Source organism: Polaromonas sp. (assembly GCF_012927415.1).
GTDB lineage: Bacteria > Pseudomonadota > Gammaproteobacteria > Burkholderiales > Burkholderiaceae_C > Polaromonas.
Map to the genome: position 1 here is coordinate 1 of NZ_JABBPF010000079.1, position 23,855 is coordinate 23,855.

19 protein-coding genes, 2 tRNA genes and 1 pseudogene are annotated in these 23,855 nt (G+C 59.5%); 13 read left to right on the forward strand and 9 right to left on the reverse strand.

The window, feature by feature from the left end; translation table 11 throughout:
* The 3 genes from HHJ19_RS08290 to mfd all read right to left on the reverse strand — a co-directional run.
* Positions 1 to 937 (reverse strand): pentapeptide repeat-containing protein (locus HHJ19_RS08290; protein WP_296905794.1); only part of this gene is annotated, 937 nt, incomplete at its 3' end.
* Positions 938 to 1,067: 130 nt separating this feature from the next.
* On the reverse strand, positions 1,068 to 1,778 hold the full coding sequence (gene serB, locus HHJ19_RS08295; protein WP_296905796.1) for a phosphoserine phosphatase SerB: 711 nt from the start codon (positions 1,776 to 1,778) through the stop codon (positions 1,068 to 1,070).
* Positions 1,775 to 5,260, reverse strand: a complete 3,486-nt coding sequence (gene mfd / locus HHJ19_RS08300; RefSeq protein ID WP_296905798.1) for a transcription-repair coupling factor — start codon at positions 5,258 to 5,260, stop codon at positions 1,775 to 1,777. Before mfd ends, serB begins: the two co-directional genes overlap by 4 nt.
* Before the next feature lie 30 nt (positions 5,261 to 5,290).
* Between mfd and ispD the strand changes: the two genes are divergently transcribed.
* The gene (gene ispD / locus HHJ19_RS08305; RefSeq protein ID WP_296905800.1) at positions 5,291 to 6,028 is read left to right on the forward strand and encodes a 2-C-methyl-D-erythritol 4-phosphate cytidylyltransferase; all 738 of its coding nucleotides are present in this window, start codon (positions 5,291 to 5,293) and stop codon (positions 6,026 to 6,028) included.
* A 47-nt stretch (positions 6,029 to 6,075) separates the two neighbouring features.
* A complete protein-coding gene (gene ispF, locus HHJ19_RS08310) occupies positions 6,076 to 6,585 on the forward strand; it encodes a 2-C-methyl-D-erythritol 2,4-cyclodiphosphate synthase (protein WP_296905802.1) in 510 nt (169 codons plus the stop codon).
* Positions 6,586 to 6,715: 130 nt separating this feature from the next.
* On the opposite strand, the gene HHJ19_RS08315 is transcribed toward ispF, so the two are convergent.
* Together HHJ19_RS08315 and ompR are read right to left on the reverse strand one after the other, a co-directional pair.
* Positions 6,716 to 8,095 (reverse strand): sensor histidine kinase, encoded by a 1,380-nt coding sequence (locus HHJ19_RS08315; protein ID WP_296905804.1) that lies wholly within the window; start codon positions 8,093 to 8,095, stop codon positions 6,716 to 6,718.
* Positions 8,096 to 8,247: 152 nt separating this feature from the next.
* Positions 8,248 to 8,985, reverse strand: a complete 738-nt coding sequence (gene ompR / locus HHJ19_RS08320; protein WP_296905806.1) for a two-component system response regulator OmpR — start codon at positions 8,983 to 8,985, stop codon at positions 8,248 to 8,250.
* 235 nt (positions 8,986 to 9,220) lie between these two features.
* Here ompR and HHJ19_RS08325 point away from each other — a divergent pair, with 235 nt between their 5' ends.
* From HHJ19_RS08325 to HHJ19_RS08335, 3 genes are read left to right on the forward strand one after another with little or no spacing between them, the layout of a single operon-like run.
* A complete protein-coding gene (locus tag HHJ19_RS08325; protein ID WP_296905808.1) occupies positions 9,221 to 10,828 on the forward strand; it encodes a DUF1800 domain-containing protein in 1,608 nt (535 codons plus the stop codon).
* A gap of 12 nt (positions 10,829 to 10,840) precedes the next feature.
* A complete protein-coding gene (locus HHJ19_RS08330) occupies positions 10,841 to 12,034 on the forward strand; it encodes a DUF1501 domain-containing protein (protein ID WP_296905810.1) in 1,194 nt (397 codons plus the stop codon).
* 51 nt (positions 12,035 to 12,085) lie between these two features.
* Complete coding sequence (locus HHJ19_RS08335) at positions 12,086 to 12,793, forward strand: SIMPL domain-containing protein (protein ID WP_296905811.1); 708 nt, start codon at positions 12,086 to 12,088, stop codon at positions 12,791 to 12,793.
* Positions 12,794 to 12,809: 16 nt separating this feature from the next.
* Here the strand turns inward: HHJ19_RS08335 and HHJ19_RS08340 are convergent, their stop codons facing one another.
* Complete coding sequence (locus tag HHJ19_RS08340; protein WP_296905813.1) at positions 12,810 to 13,247, reverse strand: multidrug/biocide efflux PACE transporter; 438 nt, start codon at positions 13,245 to 13,247, stop codon at positions 12,810 to 12,812.
* Positions 13,248 to 13,522: 275 nt separating this feature from the next.
* A complete protein-coding gene (locus tag HHJ19_RS08345) occupies positions 13,523 to 14,122 on the reverse strand; it encodes an outer membrane beta-barrel protein (protein ID WP_296905815.1) in 600 nt (199 codons plus the stop codon).
* Between the two features lie 341 nt (positions 14,123 to 14,463).
* Between HHJ19_RS08345 and HHJ19_RS08350 the strand changes: the two are divergent.
* The 3 genes and pseudogenes from HHJ19_RS08350 to HHJ19_RS08360 form a co-directional block, all read left to right on the forward strand.
* Positions 14,464 to 14,682: pseudogene (locus HHJ19_RS08350) on the forward strand (N-formylglutamate amidohydrolase); the annotation flags it as partial.
* A gap of 82 nt (positions 14,683 to 14,764) precedes the next feature.
* Entirely contained in the window at positions 14,765 to 15,811 is a 1,047-nt protein-coding gene (locus HHJ19_RS08355; RefSeq protein ID WP_296905818.1) for a histone deacetylase family protein, read from the forward strand.
* Entirely contained in the window at positions 15,812 to 16,915 is a 1,104-nt protein-coding gene (locus HHJ19_RS08360) for an NAD(P)/FAD-dependent oxidoreductase (protein ID WP_296905820.1), read from the forward strand.
* A gap of 8 nt (positions 16,916 to 16,923) precedes the next feature.
* Here the strand turns inward: HHJ19_RS08360 and HHJ19_RS08365 are convergent, their stop codons facing one another.
* Positions 16,924 to 17,706 (reverse strand): 3-hydroxybutyrate dehydrogenase, encoded by a 783-nt coding sequence (locus HHJ19_RS08365; RefSeq protein ID WP_296905821.1) that lies wholly within the window; start codon positions 17,704 to 17,706, stop codon positions 16,924 to 16,926.
* A gap of 137 nt (positions 17,707 to 17,843) precedes the next feature.
* On the opposite strand from HHJ19_RS08365, the gene HHJ19_RS08370 reads away from it, so the two are divergent.
* The 5 genes from HHJ19_RS08370 to rimO all read left to right on the forward strand — a co-directional run bounded on the left by HHJ19_RS08370 (position 17,844) and on the right by rimO (position 23,469).
* The gene (locus HHJ19_RS08370) at positions 17,844 to 18,755 is read left to right on the forward strand and encodes an alpha/beta fold hydrolase (protein WP_296905823.1); all 912 of its coding nucleotides are present in this window, start codon (positions 17,844 to 17,846) and stop codon (positions 18,753 to 18,755) included.
* A gap of 28 nt (positions 18,756 to 18,783) precedes the next feature.
* Positions 18,784 to 21,045, forward strand: coding sequence for a bifunctional (p)ppGpp synthetase/guanosine-3',5'-bis(diphosphate) 3'-pyrophosphohydrolase (locus HHJ19_RS08375; protein ID WP_296905825.1), 2,262 nt, complete (start codon positions 18,784 to 18,786; stop codon positions 21,043 to 21,045).
* Positions 21,046 to 21,122: 77 nt separating this feature from the next.
* Positions 21,123 to 21,199 (forward strand) — tRNA-Val (locus HHJ19_RS08380).
* Between the two features lie 215 nt (positions 21,200 to 21,414).
* A complete protein-coding gene (gene phaR / locus HHJ19_RS08385) occupies positions 21,415 to 21,966 on the forward strand; it encodes a polyhydroxyalkanoate synthesis repressor PhaR (protein ID WP_296905829.1) in 552 nt (183 codons plus the stop codon).
* Positions 21,967 to 22,050: 84 nt separating this feature from the next.
* On the forward strand, positions 22,051 to 23,469 hold the full coding sequence (gene rimO / locus HHJ19_RS08390) for a 30S ribosomal protein S12 methylthiotransferase RimO (protein WP_296905827.1): 1,419 nt from the start codon (positions 22,051 to 22,053) through the stop codon (positions 23,467 to 23,469).
* A gap of 156 nt (positions 23,470 to 23,625) precedes the next feature.
* Here rimO and HHJ19_RS08395 read toward each other — a convergent pair.
* Positions 23,626 to 23,710 (reverse strand) — tRNA-Leu (locus HHJ19_RS08395).
* Positions 23,711 to 23,855: the final 145 nt, after the last annotated feature.

The window sequence follows — 23,855 nt, forward strand, 5'->3', positions numbered from 1 at the left end:
CACCCCGCTTTGCACCAGCCAGATCTGCAAACTGGAAGTTCGCGCCCTGCAACAATGTGACTTGGAGGTTTGCGTTCTGCAAGTTTGCGGTTCGCAAGCTCGCGTTCTGAAGGTTTGCGTTCTGAAGGTTTGCGCTCTGCAAGTATGCATTCGACAAGTTTGCGTTTTGCAAGTTTGCCCGCTGCAAGTTTGCGCCCGCCAAAGTTGCTCCCTGAAGGTCCGCGCCCAACAAGATTGCCCCCTCGAGGTACGCACCGAACAAGCTTGCGTCCTGCAAGTTTGCCCCCTGCAGGTTTGCCTCCCACAAGTTTGCCTCTCGCAAGTTTGCGCCACTGAGGTCACATCCTTCGCACCTTCTGGTGGACAGCAACTGGGATACCGTGCCATTCGCCGCCTTGAGTACCGTCAGTGGTGAGGCAGCGATACTTTTAATTGCTGTCCCGCTGTGCAAGAAGACGGATCGGTGCGGCGCTCCTTGAGCCTGCGCTATGGTGTAGCCCGAATACAGCAGCAGATCATAGTTGCCCGGCTCCAGGCTTACTGTCTCGCTCGGCTTTGCGGCGTTGATTTCGAACACCACGGCCCGCGATGGCAAGCTGATCAGCCGAGCCTTCTCGATGGTGGGGTCCGTAGCATCCAGGCCGTAGGTGATGGTGGTTGTTTCTGCGATGTGGATCGGGATCACATCCGTGCCGGCGGAGCCAGTGTCCCGCGCAGCGCTTGTCAACGCGTCCTTGGGCTCCAGGAAGGTGACGCCCACCATCCCCAGTGGCAGGCGTACGGAAGGAAGGGCCGTGAAATCATGTTCGGTGAGCGCATGCACCTTGACGGTGACCGCACCATCACCATCGCCGCCCCCGCAAGCGGTAAGCAGGCAAAGCGACATCGCCCAGAACAGGCGTGTGGGCGTGATCGTGGCCAGGGAGAGATGCTTCATGCGGAGAGGTTGGTTGTAAGTCAGTGTAACTGGACCTGACGCCGATGACAAAGGGTCAGCGACGCGGGCAAGTGACGCACCAGTCACGTCTGGGTGTGTTGCACGGCCGCACCTCAACCGCAGCCGCGGCTTAGCCCATCAGTTCCAGCAGCCGGTCCAGTCCGCCTTCATTGATGGCGACCATGGCCTGCTCGCGCACTTTCGGCTTAGCGTGGTAGGCCACTGACAGGCCGGCCGCGCCCATCATGGGCAGGTCGTTCGCGCCGTCGCCCATGGCAATCGCCTGCAGCGGGTTGATGCCGAGTAGGCCGCAGGTTTGCAGCAACATGCGGCGTTTTTCCTCGCCATCGCAAATGTCGCCCCAGGGCTGGTCGATCATTTTTCCGGTCAGCAGACCGTCCCTGACTTCCAGCACATTCGAGCGCGTGTAGTCGATATCCAGCAGGCCCTTGACCCGGTCGGTGAAATAGGTGAAGCCGCCGCTTACCAGCAACACCTTCATGCCCGCATCCTTGCAGGCGCGCACCAGTTCGGCTGCGCCGGGATTGAGCCGCAGCCGCTCGCGGTACACCTCATCCATGCTGTTCACGCTCACGCCTTTGAGCAGCGCGACGCGCCGGCGCAGGCTGTCCTTGAAATCAGTGATTTCGCCGCGCATGGCGGCTTCGGTGATGGCGGCGACTTCGGCCTTGCGGCCCACCGCATCGGCAATTTCATCGACGCATTCGATGTTGATGAGCGTGGAGTCCATGTCAAATGCGATCAGCTTGAAGTCGCTGAGCTTGAGGTCGGGCGTGGCGATGTTGACGACGAGGCCGGGAGAGGTTTCTACAGGGGTCATGCAGCAAGAGCTTCTGTTTGAGGTTGTCCAAGTGAGCGCAGCACGTCGCGAACCATCTGCGCCCGGTCTTTGGTTTCGGGCAGCGCGCGCTCAATGCGCAGCTTGTCGTTGCCGGTCAGCTTGATGTGCCGGTTTTTCTGGATCAGATGCTTGATGGCCATCGAGTCGATCGGCGGGTCTTTCTTGAAGGTGATGGTGATGGCATTAGGCGCTGCATCGACCTTGACCACGCCGTAAGACTTGGCGATGACGCGCAGGCGATGCACGTCAATCAGCGTCTGGGCTTGCGCCGGCAGCTTGCCGAAGCGGTCGACGATTTCTTCGAGCAGCGAATCGATTTGTTCGGTCTTTTTGGCGGTGGCGAGCTTTTTGTAGAAGCTCAGGCGCAGATGCACGTCGCCGCAATAGTCGCTTGGCAGCAGGGCAGGCGCATGCAGATTGATCTCGGTCGTCACGCTGAGCGGCGACAACAGATCGGGCTCGCGGCCGGCCTTTAATGACGCCACCGCTTCGCTCAGCATCTCGTTGTAGAGCTGAAAGCCGATCTCCAGCATGTTGCCGCTCTGGTTTTCGCCCAGTACTTCACCCGTGCCGCGAATTTCCAGATCGTGCATGGCCAGGTAAAAGCCCGAACCGAGTTCTTCCATCTGCTGGATGGCGTCCAGCCGCTGGCCGGCCTGCTTGGTCAGCCCCTCGATGTCGGGCACCATCAAATAGGCGTAGGCCTGGTGGTGACTGCGGCCCACGCGGCCGCGCAGCTGGTGCAATTGCGCCAGGCCGAACTTGTCGGCGCGGCTCATCAAGATGGTGTTGGCGCTGGGCACGTCAATCCCGGTTTCAATGATGGTCGAGCAAAGCAAAATGTTGTAGCGCTGGGCCACAAAGTCCTTCATGACGCGCTCCAGCTCGCGCTCGGGCATCTGGCCGTGTGCCACGGCAATGCGCGCCTCGGGCAGCAGCTCTTCGAGCTTCTGGCGACGGTTTTGAATCGTTTCCACTTCGTTGTGCAGAAAATAAACCTGGCCACCGCGTTTCAATTCACGCAGCACGGCCTCGCGGATCACACCGTTGCTTTCGCTGCGCACAAAGGTCTTGATGGCTAGGCGGCGCTGCGGTGCGGTGGCGATCACGCTTAAATCGCGCAGGCCTTCGAGCGCCATGCCCAGCGTGCGCGGAATGGGGGTGGCCGTCAGGGTCAGCACATCGACCTCCGCGCGAATGGCCTTCATGGCCTCTTTGTGGCGCACGCCAAAGCGGTGCTCTTCGTCAATGATCAACAGGCCTAGCTGCTGGAACTTCACGTCCCGGCTCAGCAGTTTGTGAGTGCCCACCACAATATCGACGCTGCCGTCCGCCAGGCCCTTGATGGCGGCGCTGATCTCTTTGGCTGACCGGAAGCGGCTCATCTCGGCTACTTTCACCGGCCATTTGGCAAAGCGGTCCACCAGGGTCTGGTAATGCTGTTCGGCCAGCAGCGTGGTCGGCGCCAGCAGCGCTACCTGCTTGCCGCCAGTAATGGCGATGAAGGCGGCGCGCAGGGCCACTTCGGTTTTACCGAAACCGACATCGCCACAGATCAACCGGTCCATCGGGCGCGGGCTGATCATGTCCTGGATGACAGCATGAATTGCGGCGCGCTGGTCGGCGGTTTCGTCAAAGCCGAAATCGTTGGCAAAAATTTCATAGTCGCCCGGCGAGTAGCGGAAGGCATGGCCTTCCCTGGCGGCGCGGCGGGCATAAATGTTCAGCAACTCGGCGGCGGAATCGCGGATCTGCTCAGCCGCCTTGCGCCTGGCTTTTTCCCACTGGCCGCTGCCGAGCCGGTGCAGTGGTGCCTCCTCTGCGCTGACGCCGGTGTAGCGGCTGATCAGGTGCAGCTGGCTGACCGGTACGTACAGCGTGGCTTTGTCCGCATATTCCAGGTGCAAAAACTCCTGCAGCAGCGGCGAGCCATCCGGGCTTTTTTCGCCCAGGTCCAGGTTGATCAGGCCCCGGTAGCGCCCGATGCCGTGGGCGCTGTGCACCACCGGGTCGCCGACGTTGAGCTCGGACAGATCCTTGATCAGCGCTTCGACATCGCTGACCTGCTCCTGCCGCCTGTTGCGGCGACGCGTCGTGGCACCAGCGGCAAATAGCTCGGTCTCGGTGACAAAGTCGATGCTTTCTTCCAGCCAGCTAAATCCGGTGTTCAGCGCGGCCGTGGCAATGCCGAGTTTCTCGTCGCTGGCCTGGAAGTCCTCGAGCGAGTCAAATGCTGGCGGGCTGACGTTGCTGGCGCGCAGGAAGTCAAGCAGACTTTCGCGCCGGCCATCGCTTTCGGCGAGCATCAGCACGCGGTGGGGGGTCGTGCGGAGATGGCTCTTGAAGCGGGCCAGCGGGTCTTCAGCACCGCGCACCACGGCCATTTCACCAAGTTTTTGAAACTGCGCGTTGTCGGTGACATCTTCCACCGCACCGCGCAATGCGAGCTGGGCATAGCCATTGGCGCGTGCGTAAAACTGCTGGCTGCTCAGAAACAGGGACTCGGGCGGCAGCGCGGGGCGGTCGGGCGCGTCCTTGACGAGGCGGTAGCGGTCCTTGGTGTCTTGCCAGAAGCGCTGAAAGGCCGGGTCCAGATCGCCGTGCAACACGATGGTCGCGTGCTTGCCCAGATAGTCAAACACTGTGGCGGTTTCTTCAAAAAACAGCGGCAGGTAGTACTCGATGCCGGCCGTGGCCACGCCGTTGCCCATGTCCTTGTAAATGCGGCTTTTGGTCGGATCGCCATCGAGCAGTTCGCGCCAGCGGTGGCGGAATTTGGCGCGCGCGTCGTCGTCCATCGGAAATTCGCGGCCGGGCAACAGCCGCACTTCCGGCACCGGGTAGAGGCTGCGCTGGCTGTCCGGGTCAAAGGTGCGGATGCTGTCGATCTCGTCATCGAACAGGTCAACCCGGTAAGGCACCAGCGAGCCCATCGGGAACAGGTCGATCAGGCCGCCGCGCACCGCGTATTCCCCCGGACTCACTACCTGCGTGACATGGCTGTAGCCCGCCAGCGTGAGCTGCGCCTTGAGCCGCGCTTCATCAAGCTTTTGCCTGACCTTGAACTCAAAGGTGTAGCCGGCAAGAAAGCTCGGCGGCGCCAGCCGGTAGAGCGCGGTGGTGGCGGGCACGATGATCACATCCGCGCCGGTTTCCTTGTCGCGCTGCTGGATGCGCCACAGCGTGGCGAGCCGTTCGCTGATCAGATCCTGGTGCGGCGAGAAGGTGTCGTAAGGCAGGGTTTCCCAGTCCGGAAACATTGCGCAGCGCAGCTCGGGCGCAAAAAACGCGATCTCTTCCATCAGCCGCTGGGCGGTGCTGGCGTCGGACGTGATGATGGCCGTGGGTTTGCCGCCAGCCTTCTCCCGTTGCCCCAGTCGGGCCAGTAGCAGGGCATCGGCTGAACCGACAGGCTGGGGCAGGGTGTAGCGCTTGCCGGTAATGAGTGAGGGAAGGTGCATCACCCCGATTTTAGAATCTATGATGAAGCGATGACGACAAGCTCCGCCAATATCCGTTTCAGCGACCGTTTTTTTGCCCTGATTCCCTGTGCCGGGCAGGGCAGCCGTGCTGGAACAAGCGGTGCCGGGCTGTCCAAGCAATACCAGCCGATTGGCGGGCAAGCCATGGTGCTGCATACGCTGGCGGCTTTTCGGGCGATTGAACGGCTGTCCGGAACACTGGTGGTGGTGGCGCCGGGCGACCGCTTTTTTGACCGGACGCCCGACCCGTTTTTTGATGTGGCCGCCTGCGGCGGTGCCAGCCGGGCCGACAGTGTGCGCAACGGGCTTCAGGCGCTCGTCCAGGCTGGTGCGCAAGCCTGGGACTGGGTGCTGGTGCACGATGCGGCCCGTTGCCTGATCACCGCAGCGCAAATCAACCGGCTGATTGCGGCCTGTGAGAACGATGCGGTGGGCGGGCTGCTGGCGCTCAGGTTGCCCGACACTTTGAAATGCGAAGGCGCGCACGGCCAGCAGGGCCGCGTGGCCGCCACGCTGGACCGCAGTGGCAAATGGCTGGCTCAGACGCCGCAGATGTTTCGCATCGGCACCCTTTTGGAGGCGCTGACAGTGGCTGGCGCTAGTGTCACTGACGAGTCTAGCGCGATGGAAGCGCTTGGCCTGGCCCCCAGGCTGGTGGCAGGCAGCGCGCAAAACTTCAAAGTGACATACCCGGAGGATTTTGCCCTGGCCGAGGCGATTCTCGCGAGTCGGCGCACGCTGGCTTGATGGCAGCACTGCCAAACACCTTCCCCATTTCCGCGAAAGCCCACGTCATGAAATCTGTTTCGGCCACCCAAGCATCCCAAACCCCTAAATTCCGTATTGGCGAAGGCTGGGACAGCCATGCCTTGGTGCCGGGGCGAAAGCTCATCATCGGCGGCGTCGAGATCGCGCACCCGCTCGGCCTGCTGGGGCATTCTGACGCCGACGTGCTGTTGCACGCCATCATCGATGCCTTGCTGGGGGCGGCCGGACTGGGCGACATCGGCAGTCATTTTCCTGACACGAATGCGCGCTTCAGAGGCGCCGATTCGCTCAGGCTGCTGGTTGAAACGGCTGGGCTGCTGGCGGCGCGTGGCTACAGCATTGGCAATATTGACAGCACGGTGGTGGCGCAGTCCCCCAGGCTGGCACCCCACATACCTGCCATGCGGGCGCGAATTGCAAAGTCTTTGGGGCTGGACGAGGCGCAGGTCAACGTGAAAGCCAAGACGGCCGAGCGGCTGGGCCCGGTCGGACAAGGACTGAGCATGGAAGCGCGGGCCGTGGTGCTGCTCTGGTAATGCTACCGTTTTGATAGCTGAAAATAGCGGTATTCACTGGACGAGAGCCATATTTCTCTGTGTTTTTGTGAAATTCACTGGCACGGATGTCGCCGGAGCATCGGACTTTGGCGCGGCAAGCTCTACTGGGCTAACTTAGGCGCAGCTTGATGTGCGCCGCCAGTCCCCCACTACTGCTGTTGGACAGACTGAACATGCCGCCCATGCGCAGAATCGTCTTGTCGGCGATCGCCAGACCGAGGCCTGCGCCGGTGGCCGCCGTGCGCGCCGTGTCACCCCTGAAAAACGGGCTGGTCAGTTTGGACAGGGTGGCTGGTGCCACCCCTACGCCGTGGTCTCGCACCTTGATCATCACCCATTGATCGCGGGTTTTGGCAACAATCTCCACCTCCGCGATGCCGGTGGCTGGTGTTTTGCCATAGCGCCTGGCGTTTTCAAGCAGGTTGGCAATCACGCGGGAAAACTCGACCGCATCGGCCAGAATATCGATGTCCTTGGGGATGCTGACTGTGATGCGCATGTCCTCGTAATCAGCCACGGCGTAAACCGCCGATGCAATCACCTCGTTGAGTGAGACGCTCTCCAGGCGGGCCGGCTCAGGCCGGGCGTAGTCGAGGAACTTGTCGATGATGGCGTCGAGCTGGGCGATGTCGGCGGCCATGTGTTCGCGGGCATCCAGATCGGCGACGCTCATCTCGGTTTCCAGCCGCAGGCGCGCCAGCGGGGTGCGCAGGTCATGCGAAATGCCGGCCAGCATGACAACCCGTTCCTGCTCGATTTTTGACAGCTGCTCGGCCATGCGGTTAAAGCCGATGTTGACCTCGCGGATTTCGCTGGTGGCCACTTGCTCGTCGAGCAGGCTGGCGTCGAAATCACCGTCCCGCATGCGGCTGGCCGCAAACGACAGTTGTTTAAGCGGCTGATTGATCAGGCGCGCAATAAAAGCCGCACCCGCCAGTGACAGTGCAGCTGCAGTCAGTAGCCAGATCACCCAGATGCTGCTGCGCGACGGCCCGACCCGGGACGGATCGGTCAGTATCCAGTAAGCGTCACCGTCGATTGAAAAACCCACCCACAGGCCTTTCTCGCCGTTGACCGAGCCGGCTACGACCGTGCCCGGGCCAAGCCTGGCCTTGAGTTCACGGGAAATCTGTTCGCCGAACTCGTCGTTGACAAATGCATCGAATTTATCTTTGGGCTCGCGCGGCGCGATGCGCACGCGCTCTTCATCGGCAAGTGTCTTGATGAGGGACACGCGCGCGATGGAGTCCGAGTAGCGAAGCGCGGCCCGGCTCAAGTTGACCAGCGAAGCCAGCTGTTGTGCGCTCTGAATGGCGCGCGGCTCTGACTCTAGCGCGCGGTAGGTTTGCAGCCAGGCCACGATGGAGCCAAACAGCAGCAGGGCCAGAAAGAAAAAAGTACGCCAGAAAAGGTTGAAACCCCGGCGCGGCCGCATTTCCAGTGGCGCGGGGGCAGTTTCAACAGAGTTTGGGGGCAGGGAAGAATGCATGAAATAGGCACGCTGGGCTGTTTGGCTGGCGTGAAGATGGACTGAAGGCGCCAGCTGCTTTGAAGCAAACGCCCAGCGCTGCTGGCACAGATGTCAGGCGTGCCGGCGCATTGAGAAAGTTTTCAAACTGGCAGGCCTCTGAATTGCAGCGTTCAGTTGTTTCCGTCCGGCACGAACACATAACCTATGCCCCAGACGGTCTGAATATAGCGCGGCACGGCCGCATCGGACTCGATCAGCTTGCGCAGTCGCGAAACCTGCACATCGAGGCTTCGGTCAAAGGGTTCGAACTCCCGACCGCGCGCCAGTTGCGCGAGTTTTTCGCGCGACAAGGGCTGACGCGGATGACGTACTAGGGTTTTCAGCATGGCAAATTCGCCAGTCGTCAGGGGCAGTTCTTCACCATTTTTGTGCAGCGTGCGCAAGCCCATGTCAAAAGAAAATGGCCCGAAGGTGATGACTTCCTGATCGCTGGATGGCGCGCCAGGCACTTCGGCCGTGGGCCTGCGGCGAAGCACGGCATGGATGCGCGCGAGCAGTTCGCGCGGGTTGAAGGGTTTGGCCAGATAGTCGTCGGCGCCGACTTCGAGTCCGACGATGCGGTCCACGTCTTCGCCCTTGGCGGTCAACATGATGATGGGTGTGCGGTCATTGGCGGCACGCAGGCGGCGGCAGATGGACAGGCCGTCCTCGCCGGGCATCATCAGGTCCAGCACGATCAGGTCAACCGCGTCGCGCAGCATGATGCGGTTCAGCGCTTTGCTGTCCTCGGCGAGAATGACATCGAAGCCTTCCTGGGCAAGGTAGCGTCTCAGCAGGTCACGAATACGTGCATCGTCGTCAAGGATCAGGATCTTGTCGGCGCGGGCAGTGTTGGGAGCTTGGGTCATAGCGATCTGGTAATTTGTAACACGACCATTTTGAAGGCTGAAACTCCCGAATGTGGCTTTTTTTACTCACTCTGACATATTGTTACAACACTTGCGAATAAAAGCGGGTGAAACAGCTGTGGCTTGTGAACGAGGCCTAAGCTGGTGGCGTTAAAGCATGGCAAGTTCAAAAAGTCGGGCTGACATAGCGTCCCGTTCGATGTGTCCGCCCTTCAACCTCAGGCCCCACATGTTCATGAGCCCTTGTAAAACTTTAGCGGTCGGCTTTCTGATGCTGGCGGCGGTGTGCGCGCAGGCTGAGGCGCCGGCCCGTCTTTCAACATTGCAGGCTCGACATTTTTTACTTCGAACCGGTTTTGCACCGGATCAGGCGGAAGTCGATGCTGTGACCGGCCTGCCTGCCAGAAAGGCTGTTTCGGATTTGCTCCGCAAGGCGCAACTGGCCACACCCCTTCATGCTGCGCCCGACTTCACCGCGCAGCCGCCGCCCGTTTCCTACCGTTCGCTCAACGGCAAAGAGGAGCAGCAAGCCTGGCGGCAGCAACAGCAACGTGAGGGTCTTGAGCTCAAGACCTGGTGGATGCGCGAAATGATCGAGTCGCCCACGCCGCTGCAGGAGCGCATGACGCTGTTCTGGCACAACCATTTTGCAACTTCACAGCAAAAGGTGAACAGCTCGCAAGCCATGTGGCACCAGCATCTGCTGCTGCGCGCGGCGGCACTGGGCAATTTCCGCAGCCTGCTGCACGCAGTAGCCCGGGACCCGGCCATGCTGGTCTATCTGGACGGGGCCAATAGCCGAAAGGAAGCACCGAACGAAAACTTTGCGCGTGAAGTGATGGAACTCTTCACGCTCGGCGAGGCCACGCAGGGCGGCCGCTACAGCGAGCAGGACATCAAGGAGGCGGCCCGCGCATTCACCGGCTGGAGTGTGGAGCGTGATGATTTCAGCTTCAGATTCCGGCCCCTTTTTCATGACACGGGCGATAAAACCGTGCTGGGCCGCAGCGGCAATCTTGATGGCGATGCGGCGCTTGACATCTTGCTGGAGCAGCCTGCCGCCGCCCGCTTCATCGTCAGCAAACTCTGGAAGGAGTTTGTCTCGCCAGTGCCCGACAAAGCCGAAGTCGAACGTATAGCCCGGCATTTTCAGACCAGTGGCTATGACATCAGCGCGGCGCTGAGCGATTTGCTGCTGAGCGACGCCTTCTGGGCCGAGAGCAACCGCGGCAGCCTGATCAAGTCGCCGGTCGATCTGGTGGTCGGCACCTTACGCCAGTTTGAATTCAGCTACAGCGATGCCACGCCGTTTGTCCTCAAATCAGCCCAGCTTGGCCAAAACCTGCTGGTGCCCCCCAACGTCAAGGGCTGGCCTGGCCAGAACGACTGGATCAACGCCACTACCCTGCTGGAGCGCAAACGCTTTACCGAGCAACTTTTTCGTCCCCAGGAACGCCAGGGCGAGTCAAAAATGGCAGCGCTTGCAACCGCTTCGCAAACCCGCGCCGCGGACGAAGCCCAGCCCATGCGTCCGATGCGTCAAATGCAGGCCGAGTTCGCTGGCGGCCAGTCAGGCCAGGGCAGCAATCAGCAAGCGCTGAGGCTGTTGGGCCAGGACGGTGTCGCCGGGATCGCGCAAGGGCTGGCCCGCATCAGTTTTAACCCCGACCGCTGGCTGGCGCAGTACGGCGGCTTTACCGACCGGGAGCCTTCCGGTGAACTGAAAGCCCGACTGGCGCAGACACTGCTTGCGGCAACTGCTACACAAATAATAGCAAATGGTACGGTGGGCGTTGCGTATTTGCGCATGCTCACGCTGGACCCCGCCTATCAGCTGAAATAAGGGAATGCCGCCATGAAACGCCGACACGTCATCAGCCTCTTTTCAAGTCTCACGGGCGCGGCTTTGCTGTCTGCCCACGCGCCAGGCTGGGCCCAGGCGAGCGCCCGGCCAGCGGCCTCGGCGGCCGACCGAATCCTTGTTCTGGTCGAGCTCAAGGGCGGCAACGATGGGTTGAACACGGTCATTCCCTATGCCGACAGTAACTACTACCAGTTGCGCCCGGTGATCGGCATCAAGCCGGAAGAGGTGATCCGGCTCGACGCGCAGACCGGCTTGCATCCCGAACTCAAGGCTTTGCTGCCGATGTGGGAAAAGGGTGAACTCGGCATCGTGCAAGGCGTGGGTTACCCGCAGCCCAATCTTTCGCATTTTCGCTCCATAGAAATTTGGGAAACGGGCTCCAAAGCCAGTGAATACCTTCATCAGGGCTGGGTGGCGCGGGGGCTTGGGGGAATGTCTGATACCGCCCGCTTCACGACCGAGGGCGTGATCATTGGCAGCGGCGAGTTCGGCGCACTGTCGGGCGCCCGCGCGGTGAGCCTGAATAACCCGGAAGCCTTCGTTAACCAGTCGCGCCTGGCTCAGGGCATCGATGCGTCGCCGGCCAGAGGCAATGCGGCGCTTCAGTATCTGCTGCAGGTGGAGAACGACATCAATCAGGCCGCTCAGGGTTTGCGCGGCGAAAAATACAACTTCAACACGCAGTTTCCGCCGGGCGCTTTTGGCAATGGTGTGAAGGCGGCGGCGCAGGTGGTGGCGTCGCAAAAAGGCAGAGGCGGTGTGCCCGTCATCACGCTGACTCTGGGCAGCTTTGACACCCACCAGAACCAGCTGGGCGCGCATGCCAACCTGATGAAGCAGCTGGCCGAGGGCATGGCAGCGCTAAAAAGCGCGTTGAGCGAGCTGGGCGCCTGGGATAGAACACTGGTAATGAGTTTCTCCGAGTTTGGACGCCGGCCGCAGCAAAACAACTCGAACGGCACCGACCACGGCACGATGGCCCCGCATTTCGTGGCGGGCGGCGCGGTACACGGCGGACTCTATGGTCAGGCGCCGGACCTGACGCGGCTGGACGGCACGCAGAACGCCAGCTACACGACGGATTTTCGCCAGCTCTATGCTACCGTTGCCAAAGACTGGTGGGGCGTGAAACCCGACACGGTGACCCGTGGCCATTTCAATCCCCTGGGGTTTTTGAGAACCTGAATTTCCTCGGGTCTTTTTTGACTAATGACTTTCTGAAAGGTGAATTATTTAATGCGTACTACAAAATTGATAGCTGCTTGTGCCCTTGCTGCTTTGACTACGGGTGTATTTGCCCAGAATATGTCGCATGAAACACCGCAAAATGTGGCCCAGCTATCGGCCAGTGGCTCGGTGGAGGTGCAGCAGGATCTGTTGTCGATTTCAATGAACACCACGCGCGACGGCACCGATGCCGCCACGGTTCAAACCCAGCTCAAGCAGGCGCTCGACAGCGCGCTGGCGCAAGCCAAGCAGGCCGCGGTGCCTGGCCAGATGGAGGTGCGTACCGGCAACTTCAGCCTGTACCCGCGCTATGGCAAGGACGGCAAGATCAACGGCTGGCAAGGCTCGACCGAACTCGTTCTGGAGGGCAAGGATTTCCCGCGCATCACCAGCACGGCGGGCAAGATTCAGACCCTGACCTTGGGCAATGTCAGTTTTACCCTGAGCCGGGAGCAGCGCGCCAAAGTGGAGGGCGAAGCGCAGACCCTCGCGATCGAGCGCTTCAAGCTTAAAGCCGGCGACATCGCCAGAAGCTTTGGTTTTGGCGGCTATTCTCTGCGCGAAGTTTCCGTCAATGCCAACGACCAGGGCTACACGCCACGTCCGCGTGCGATGGCCATGAGCGCCAAGTCCGAGATGTCGGATTCGCCTCTTTCCGTTGAGGCAGGCAAGAGTACGGTGCTGGTCAATGTCAGTGGTTCGGTGCAGATGAAGTAGGACGTGCCGGGTTTTTTTAAACCGGACGGTTTCGACGCGCCACTACTGCGGCTCGCAAGTGGTCGTAAGTCCAGTTGAAGGCAAAGGTATAGGGCAGAAAAAACAGCGCTATGCCGATGTCCAGCACAAAAGCTTCCCACAGCCCTATGCCCAGCCACCAGGCAGCCAGCGGCACTACCGCCAGCAACAAGCCGACTTCAAACATCAGGGCATGCACGCCCCGCGCCATCAGCGTGCGCTTGAAGCCAATTCGCTGCTGGGCGCGGTCAAACAGGGTGTTGAAGACCATGTTCCAGGTCATGGCGACCAGAGAAATCATCAGCGTGAGCAAGCCCATGTGCGCCAGAGAGTAGCCCAGCAGCCAGGCGCCCAGCGGCGCGCAGATGGCAATGGCCAGCAGTTCGAACCCTAGCGAATGAAAAAAACGTTCCCTGACTGATTTCCTGAGACTCATGAACTACTCTGAAATGAAAACACAGAACCGTACTCTATTTTCGGCGTTGTCGTACAAAGCCCGAAAAGCATGCCCCGTGCCCCGGTAGCGCTGACGCGGGGGCCTCCTATACGGCACACCGGAGATATTTATCTATGCAATAAACAAGTCGTAGTCCATAAGATACGGTGATGTATTGCTATTTATTTAATAGCGGAAATGCACGTTACGTGAAAAAGCCCGCAGGCCAGTAACTTGCGGGCTCCGGTTGCCATCGCCTTAAGCGATGCAAGCGTTTAAAAGCGGTAACGCAAACCCACCGTGGTGGCGCTGATACGCTCACGGCCAGTGCCGGCAAACTTCATGTTGTGCTGGTCATATTGCAGCACGGCTGACAGTTGCGGGTTGAATGCATACTCCGCACCCAGGCCATAAGACAACCCAAAACCGCGCTCCCTGCCGGAGGCTACACCGGAAAACGGCGCCGCGGACACATCGGTCCGACCATAGGTGGTTCCTACTTTGCCGAGCAGATTGAATGAAGGACTGAGCGGCAGCGCGCCCACCAGACTAAGGTTGAAGCCTTCAGCCTTGGTGCTGCCGCCGGCGCGGTTTACTTTGCCAAAATTCGTGTAACCCAGTTCAAGGCCGAAATTCTTGTTGAAATAGCTGCCGGCATAAATGTTGTAGGCCGTGTCACGCTTGTTGGAAGGGAAAACTCCGATCCCGTTCCCCAGGGAAAAATCGGATCTGCCGGCATTCAGGCCGACATAACTTGCGCCTGGGCCGTAAAAAGAGTAATCGCTCTGCGCCTGAGCACCAGCCGACACGGTGAGTGCAGCGACGGCCAAGAGGGCAGTAGAAAGATTTCGGGTCATTGATCGTAATTTTTGCATGTTGCTTCCTTTTTCCATGTGTATGTGAATGTCTCCATGTCGACTTTCACGCGATATGACCGTGCTTGATCTCACAGATAACTTTAAGTTCCCGACGATCCCCTCTTTGTCAGAAAGGCAAGCCGATATCTGTAGGAAAAATGGAAATTTTCGAGCTGAGTGTGGTTTTGCCGCCGGCTGATGAGCAGGCTGGAAAAGCCTCACTATTTTGTGAAAACAGACAATGCCGAGCCCGCAAAATGCCCGCAAAATGGCGGCAAACGCTGCTGGTAAAGTCGGGTGTAGGCAGTTCATCACCCATTTGGCGGGAAGCAGTCACAACCGCCAGCCCGGATCTGCCGGGCTACCAGGTGTCTTATAACCATCCCTTCAAGGGCGTCGAACTGGTCAGGCGCTACAGCGAGCCCGCCGAACAGCGCCACAGCAATTAGCTGGAAATCAACCGCAAGCTTTACATGAACGAAAAGACGTTGGCGCTGGCGCCAGGCTTTGAGGCCTTCAATGGCGACCTTTGCTCGCTGCTCAGACTGCTATTGAAAACTGGCCCGCGCAAGCTGTGAGTTTTGCAGCCCGGAAAATACCTGGTGTGGCGTTGTCTGACGTTTATTTTCCAGTGCCTTCACCTTATCCAAGGCATAAAGCATGATTACCTTTTTCAACGACAGCCACCAAGCCCATGCCCCCGAATTCGAGTTTTTCAGGGGAGAACGCGTGCCGTGTTTTGAAACGCCCGCCAGAGCCGACCATGTCAAAGCCAGCCTGGTGGCGCGCGGCCATGCATTGCAGCGGTCGCAAACCGACAGCGCTGCCGTTTTGTCCCGGGTGCATTCGCCGCGTTACCTGGCGTTTCTGGAAAACGCCTGGCGCGACTGGTGCGGGCAGGCGCCCGGCAATGAGCAGCGTCAGCCTTTCCCCTCCGTGTGGCCGGTGCGAAGTTTGCGCAGCGACATTGAACCGCTTGACTTTGTCGCCCGGCTCGGTCTGTATTCAATGGACAACGGCTCGCCGCTCGCGGCGGGTACGTGGACAGCAGCCCGGGCGGGCGCTGATGCCGCCGCCAGCGCCGCCACCCTGGTGGCCGCCGGCAAAAATGGCGAGCGCGCCGCTTTTTGCTGCAGCCGGCCGCCCGGCCATCATGCTGGTGCCGACTTCATGGGCGGTTATTGCTTTTTGAATAACGCGGCGGTAGCTGCCCAGACCCTGCTCGATGCGGGTGCCGCCCGCGTGGCGATTCTTGATGTGGACTACCACCACGGCAACGGCACGCAAAGCATTTTTTACGATCGAGCCGACGTGCTGTTTGTGAGCCTGCACGGAGATCCGCTGACGGAATACCCGTTTTACCTCGGTCATGCCGATGAAACCGGCTCGGGGAACGGGACCGGATTTAATCTGAATCTACCTTTGTCCGCCGGCTGCACGGCAGAACACTGGTTTGACGCGCTTGAGCACGCCTGCCTGCGGATCACCCGCTTTGGCGGCGACGCACTGGTGGTGTCGCTGGGTCTGGACACCTTCGCCGAAGACCCGATCTCCAAATTCGCGCTGCAAAGCGCCGACTTCACTCGCCTTGGCAAACGTCTGGGAGCAGTTGGCCTGCCGACCGTGTTTGTGCTCGAGGGCGGTTATGCAGCAGTGGCACTTGGCACCAACGCGGCAAACGTCATTGAAGGTTTTGAGGATTTTTGAATGGACCAAATTGATTGCGTGGTGGTGGGAGCCGGCGTGGTGGGGCTGGCGGTGGCACGGACTCTGGCCTTGCAGGGGCGCGAAGTGATGGTGCTGGAGGCCGCGGACGCCATTGGTACGTGCACCAGCTCTCGCAACAGCGAGGTTATTCACGCCGGGATTTACTATCCTAAAGGCTCGCTGAAGGCCAGGCTCTGTGTGGAAGGGAAAGAACGGCTTTATTCTTACTGCGCCGAGCGTGGCGTGGGCCACCGCCGCTGCGGCAAGCTGATCGTGGCCACGAGCGATGCCCAACTGGCGCAACTGCAGGGAATCATCGACAAGGCCCTGGCCAATGGCGTGCCCGATCTGGTGCTGCTCACTCGCTATGAGGCGAGGGCGCTGGAACCGCAACTTGAGTGCTTGGCCGCCGTGCATTCGCCCAGCACCGGCATTGTCGACAGCCACGGTCTGATGCTGGCCCTGCAGGGCGATGTGGAGAATGCAGGTGGCCTCGTAGTACTGAATTCGCCTGTGGTCCAGGTAAATCGGTCACACAATGCTATTATTTTAGTAGTGAATGGTGGCGCGGAACTGCAGGTCAATACGCTGGTCAATGCCGCTGGTCTGGGGGCGCAGGCGCTTGCCGCACGAATCGATGGACTGGATCGGGAGTTTGTTCCGCCCAGTTATTACGCGAAGGGCAATTACTTCAACCTGTCGGGGCGTTCGCCGTTTGCCCGGCTGATATATCCCGTGCCTGAAACCGCGGGCCTGGGGGTTCACCTCACGATTGATCTGGGTGGCCAGGCCAAGTTTGGCCCCGACGTGCAATGGGTCAGCTCGCCTGACGACCTGGTGGTGGACCCGGCGCGCAGTGATGGGTTTTATGCCGAGGTGCGCAAGTACTGGCCCACCCTGCCGGATGGGGCCCTGAATCCGGGCTACGCCGGTATACGGCCAAAGATTCAGGCAGCTGGCGAGTCAGCCAGGGATTTTCTGATTCAGGGCCCCGCCACGCATGGTGTGCCGGGGCTGGTCAACCTCTTTGGCATCGAGTCACCGGGGCTCACGAGTTCGCTGGCCATTGGCGATCATGTGAGCCGGTTACTGACGGTTTCGTAAAAACCCGTTTATTGGGCGACCCAGCCGCCATCCATGTTCCAGGCGACGCCGCGCACATTGTTGCCGGCAGGTGAGCAGAAAAACACCGCCAGTGCGCCTAGCTCCTCCGGCGTGGTGAACTGCAGGGAAGGCTCTTTTTCGCCCAGCAGCTGCTGTTTCGCCGCTTCATTGCTGATGCTGCCTGCCGCCGCCCTGGCATCCACCTGTTTTTGCACCAGCGGTGTCAGCACCCAGCCCGGACAGATGGCGTTGCATGTCACGCCGGAGGTGGCGTTTTCCAGCGCCGTGACCTTGGTCAGCCCCACGATACCGTGCTTGGCGGCGACATAAGCCGATTTTTCCGGCGAGCCGACGAGGCCATGGGCCGATGAAATGTTGATGATGCGGCCCCAGCCTTTGCCATGGTCTGCGGCCTGCATGGCGGGTAGTGCCAGGCGCGTGGCATGAAAAGCGCTGCTCAGGTTGATGGCGATGATGGCATCCCATTTTTCAACCGGAAAGTTCTCGATTCTGGCTACATGCTGTATGCCGGCGTTGTTAACCAGAATGTCCACCGCGCCAAACTGCGCGGCGGCAAACTTCATCATGTCTTCAATTTCAGCGGGTTTGCTCATGTCGGCGCCGTGGTAAGCCACTTTGACACCCAGCGCCACGATTTCAGCCTTGGGACCCTCGGCGTCGCCAAATCCGTTCAATACGATGTTGGCACCCTGGGCCGCGAGCGCTTTGGCGATGCCCAGGCCAATACCGCTGGTTGAACCTGTGACGAGAGCCGTTTTACCTTTAAGCATTTGTTTCTCCGGATGATTTACGATGGTTGACTTGAGATTCAAACAGGAGACTGCGAGCGAAACGACGCAAAACCTGTTGAAGTAATTATCAAGCCTTATCCAGCCTTATGAAGCCCCTTACCCTGACTGTCCGCACCATGACCGAACCCAGCCTAAAGCATGTTTACTGTCCGGACGAGACGGGCGGCCACCGGATGGCCTATTGGCAATGGGGCCGACCCGACAGCGCCCATCTGGTGCTTTGTGTGCATGGTTTAACCCGCCAGGGACGGGATTTTGACGTGCTGGCGCAAGCCCTGTGCGAACGGTCTGGCGGCAATATCCGCGTGATTTGCCCGGATGTTGTGGGCCGCGGAGAAAGCGATTGGCTGAAGGACCCGATGGGTTATCAGGTACCGGCCTATGCGGCCGACATGCTGGCTTTACTGGCTCAGTTGCATGGCGTGGCGCCCATTTCCACGCTCGACTGGCTTGGCACCAGCATGGGTGGCCTGATCGGCATGGTGATATGCGGCCAGCCGGACTTGCCACTTCCCGTGCCAGTACGCCGACTGGTGCTCAATGATGTCGGCCCTGCGCTCGAGTGGCAGGCCATCGTCCGGATTGGCGCCTATCTGGGGCAGACCGGCCATTTTGATACAGAGCAGGAAGCGGCCGATGCGATGTGGGCAATTTCAAAAAGCTTTGGCCCACATACGCCCGGGCAATGGCTGGCGCTGTCGCGTCCGATGCTCAGGCCGGTCTCGGGAACCAGTAACAGCGCCTTGCGACTGCACTACGATCCGGCTATTGCGGTGCCGTTCAGGTTGGCGACCGAAGAGGCTGCGCACCAGGGCGAAGCCAAGCTGTGGCAGCTCTACGACAACATCAGGTCCGAAACGCTTTTGGTGCGTGGTGCGCTTTCTGATTTGCTTAGCCCAGAAACAGCCCGCGCCATGACAGCGCGAGGCCCGCATGCCCGGCTGGTCGAGTTTGCCGGGGTCGGGCATGCTCCGACCTTTATTGCCGAGGACCAGGTTGCCGCCGTTTCTGCCTTCCTGCTGGGTTGACCTTGACCAATCACCGGAACCGAGTTTCATGAAAAGTAAAGTAGTGGGGCCGGACGACCCAACAGCTTCCGCAGGCACTCCCAGTTTGATCGTGACGGCCACGGCAGGCAGCCTGCCCGAGCAGCCCCGGGCTCTGGCGCGGGCCCGCGCATTCGCCGAGCCCCTGATTGCGAGCGAAATTCTGGATACTGGGGAAAATATTCTGGCCCACGCCGATGCAGTAGTGGCCATTCTGAGAACAATTGGCGGCTCGGAGGAAATGCAGGCGGCGACCTATCTGGTGCACTCATGCCAGCACCTCAACAAGCCGCAGGAAGTCATCGCCAAGGCTTTTGGCGCCAACTATGCCGCACTGGCGGTGGAAACTACCAAGCTGGTCTATGTGCAGCGCCAGACCCGCAGCGCAGATGCCAAGGCACAGCTGCAGGACGACCCTGCCGCGCAGACGGAAAGTGTGCGCAAGATGCTGCTGGCGTTCTCGCGCGATTTGCGGGTGGTAATGCTGCGTTTGGCGTCGCGCCTGCAGACATTGCGCTATTACGCTGCCAGCCGGCAGGCTGCCCCGCTTGCATTGGCGCATGAGTCGCTGCATGTATTTGCGCCGCTGGCCAATCGATTGGGCATATGGCAGATCAAATGGGAAATGGAAGACCTCGCCTTTCGTTTTCTGGAGCCTGAAACCTATAAGCAGACAGCCCGGCTGCTTGACGAAAAACGCAAGGAACGTGAAGTCTTCATGGAGGCTCTGCGAGCGCAGCTCGAACGCGAACTGAACCAGAACGGCATCGCCGCGCTGGTGCAGGGCAGGCCAAAACACATCTACAGCATCGTAAAAAAAATGCGTGGCAAATCACTTGATTTTGATCAGGTGTTTGACATCCGCGCGCTGCGCGTTGTTGCGGCCGATGTGAAGGGTTGCTACGCGGCACTCGGATTTGTCCATTCGCGGTTTGCGCCGGTTGCCGGTGAGTTCGACGACTACATTGCCAAACCGAAGGCCAATGGCTACCAGTCCCTGCACACGGTGGTGCGTGATGAGGCCGGTCGGGCCGTCGAAGTGCAGATACGCACGCAAGCCATGCATGACCACGCCGAACATGGCGTGGCGGCGCACTGGGCCTACAAGGAGGCCGGCACCAAAGGTTACAGCGGTGTTTCGGCCAGCAGCGAGTATGACGCCAAGATTGCCGTGCTGCGGCAACTACTGGCATGGGAGCGCGATCTGTCGGGCCCCGCAGCGCAGCGCGCCCGTGATGCCAACCAGGGCCTGTTTGAAGACCGTATTTATGTGCTGACACCGGATGCCGCTATCGTGGAACTGCCGCAGGGTGCGACGACAGTTGATTTTGCCTACAGCGTTCACACCAGCCTGGGCCATCGTTGCCGCGGGGCCCGTGTTGACGGCATCATGGTGCCGCTCAACACACCGCTGCAAAATGGCCAGACCATTGAAGTCATCACGGTAAAGGAGGGCGGCCCGTCGCGCGACTGGCTCAACCCCGAACTGGGCTTTCTCTCCAGCCACCGGGCAAAATCAAAGGTGCGCGCCTGGTTCAACGCCCTGGCCATGGAGCAGACGGTGGCAAAAGGCCGGGAAGCTGTCGAAAAGCTGCTCCAGCGGGAAGGCAAAACGGCCATGAAGCTGAACGACCTGGCGCTTCAGCTCGGCTTCAAAACAGCGGACGATCTCTTTGAAGTCGTGGGCAAGGACGAATTGTCTCTGCGCACCATTGAAAACATGCTGCGACCGCCTGAGCCCGTGCAGACGGCAGATGACTACCAGCCGATCAAGAAGGCGCGTCAACCCGACAAGTCCAGCAAGCGCGGCAAGGGCAATGTGCTGGTGGTCGGCATTGACTCCTTGCTTACCCAGCTGGCCAGATGCTGCAAACCGGCGCCACCCGATGAGATTCTGGGCTTTGTGACCAAGGGCAAAGGCGTGAGCATTCACCGCCACGACTGCAGCAATTTTCGCAACATGGCCAGTGGCAGCCCTGACCGGGTGATCGAGGTGGAATGGAGTTCTCCGAAGACGCCCGATGGCTCGGTGTATCCGGTGGATGTGGCTGTCGAAGCGGCCGACCGGCAAGGCTTGCTGCGCGATATCTCCGAAGTCTTTGCCAAGGAAAAGATGAACGTCATCGGGGTGCAGACGCAGTCCGTCAAGGACAACCGGGGCGGAACAGCCTGGATGACCTTCACGGTGGAGGTGGCGCAGTCGGGTCGCCTTAATCAGGTGCTGGGCATAGTGGCTGAGGTGCCTGGGGTGCGTTCGGCGCGACGACGCTGAACTTATTGCACTTATTTTTCCGCACGGCTTAAAACCCGTGTTTTGCGCTGCTAGAATACGTCCTTCGAATAGTTCTCAGGCGCGTAGCTCAGCTGGTTAGAGCACCACCTTGACATGGTGGGGGTCGTTGGTTCGAGTCCAATCGCGCCTACCAATTCCTTGTAAACGGTTTCTGATTTATTGAAATGCACTTAACGGCGCATTTTAACTACGCAGGGTAAACCAAGGGAATTGCGTATACCCAAACTTCTTAGAATGTATTGAACCGTGTGACTTTTGACGCGGGTCGTCATTCAGGAGTAATCAGTGCAAACAAACAAATCAATCCGGGCAGAATCGGCGGAACCATCGGCTGAAAGTATTTCTTCTGTGGGTGCCATTCCTCTTGATAGGTCCGGTAATCCGGCCGAAACCGCACTACCGGTCCGGATTATTAAAAAGTATCCGAACCGCCGGCTCTACGATACTGAAACCTCCGCTTACATCACCCTCGCAGAGGTTCAGCGTCTGGTGATGGACAGCACGCAGTTTGTCGTGAGAGATGCCAAGACCGGTGAAGACCTGACGCGCAGTATTCTGCTGCAGATTATTCTTGAAGAAGAAGCTGGTGGCGCGCCCATGTTCACGGAGGCGGTGCTAGCCAACATCATCCGTTTTTACGGCAATGCGATGCAGGGTTTCATGGGCGCCTATCTTGAGAAAAACGTCCAGAGTTTCATGGATTTGCAGGTCAAAATGGCCGAGCAATCAAAAGGACTGAGTCCCGAAATGTGGGCCCAGTTCATGAATGCAAAGTCACCCATGATGCAAGGCATGATGGGCAACTACGTCGAGCAGTCAAAAACCGTTTTTTCGCAGATGCAGGAGCAGATGCAGAAGCAGAGCGAACAGATGCTTTCGGCATTCGGGTTAAAGCGCTGAGCAGGGCCTTGGGGCGAAATGCCCGCTAAGGGCTATCCCGGACTTTTTGCTTATTGGCCAGTCCGCTCTGAGACAATACAGGTTATGAGCGAAGTTCTTTACCCATCCTCCGTTTCCCCTGTGTCCTCCTCCAAATCCGCGCCGCGCATCGGTTTTGTCAGTCTGGGTTGCCCCAAGGCCTTGACCGATTCCGAGTTGATTCTTACGCAACTGAGTGCCGAGGGCTACCAGACTTCCAAGACCTTTGATGGTGCGGATCTGGTCATCGTCAACACCTGCGGCTTCATCGACGACGCTGTCAGGGAAAGCCTGGACACCATTGCTGAAGCGCTGGCCGAAAACGGCAAAGTCATTGTGACCGGCTGCCTTGGCGCCAAGGCGGGCGAGGGCGGCGGCAACCTGGTGCGCCAGATGCACCCGAGCGTGCTGGCGGTGACCGGCCCGCATGCCACGCAGGAGGTAATGGATGCGGTGCACCTGAATCTGCCCAAACCGCATGATCCGTTTGTCGACCTGGTGCCGGGTGCATTTGGCATCGCCGGCATCAAGCTTACGCCGCGGCACTATGCTTATTTGAAGATCAGCGAAGGCTGCAATCATCGCTGCACGTTTTGCATCATTCCCTCGATGCGCGGCGATCTGGTGTCCCGCCCGATTGGCGATGTGCTGAACGAAGCACGCGCGCTGTTTGAAGGCGGCGTGAAAGAACTGCTGGTCATCAGCCAGGATACTTCCGCCTACGGCGTGGATGTGAAATATCGTACCGGCTTCTGGGATGGCAAGCCAGTCAAGACGCGCATGCTGGAGCTGGTCCAGATGCTGGGCGAAATCGCCGAGCCTTACGGAGCATGGGTGCGTTTGCACTATGTGTATCCATATCCGAGCGTTGACGAAATACTTCCGCTGATGGCAACTGGCAAGGTGCTTCCTTATCTGGATGTACCTCTGCAGCACAGTCATCCCGATGTTCTCAAGCGGATGAAGCGTCCGGCCAGCGGAGAAAAAAATCTGGAACGTATCGACCGATGGCGAGAGATTTGTCCCGAAATTGTGATTCGCAGTACCTTCATTGCAGGTTTTCCCGGTGAAACCGAAGGGGAGTTTGAGCATCTGCTCGATTTCATGCGTCAGGCTCGAATTGACCGAGCTGGCTGTTTCGCCTACAGCGCAGTGCAGGGCGCAACCGCCAACGACATTCCAGGCATGCTGCCGCTGGAGGTGCGGGAAGAAAGGCGCGCGCGCTTCATGGCGGTCGCGGAAGCGGTGTCAAGCCAAAAGCTGCAGCAGCGCGTCGGGGCAACCATGCAGGTGCTGGTGGATCACGCGCCGGCGTTGGGGCGAAAAGGCGGCACTGGTCGCTCCTATGCTGATGCGCCCGAAATCGATGGTGTGGTCAAGCTGCTCCCGCCGGAGAAGATCAGCAAGACGCTTAGAGTCGGCGAGTTCACCCGAGCCCGCATTGTTGGCGCCCAAGGGCATGACCTGATTGCCGTTCCGGTCTGAAATAGTTGCAGGACCTTTGCAAAAGTGGCGGCCGGAATTTTGCTAAGGACTGCTCCGGGCAGTAGTGGCTTCGGCAAGAGATTCGGGACAGTCGAGCGGGCCCGAAAAGTGGAAAAGCCGCTGGTCGGCAGCGGCTTTTTTTGTATTGAGTAATTTTGGTGCCCGGGAGAGAACTCGAATCTCCACATCTTGCGATACACGGACCTGAACCGTGCGCGTCTACCAATTCCGCCACCCGGGCACAGCAAGCAGTTTAACATTACATTAAGCGTCTGGCAGGATGCGCATTTGAAAATTTCAAATTTCATGCGGAAATTTCGATGCAAGGAAACCGCACTGACAGCGCCAAAGCACATCGAAGCAACCCTTCCTTCGCTGAACATCGG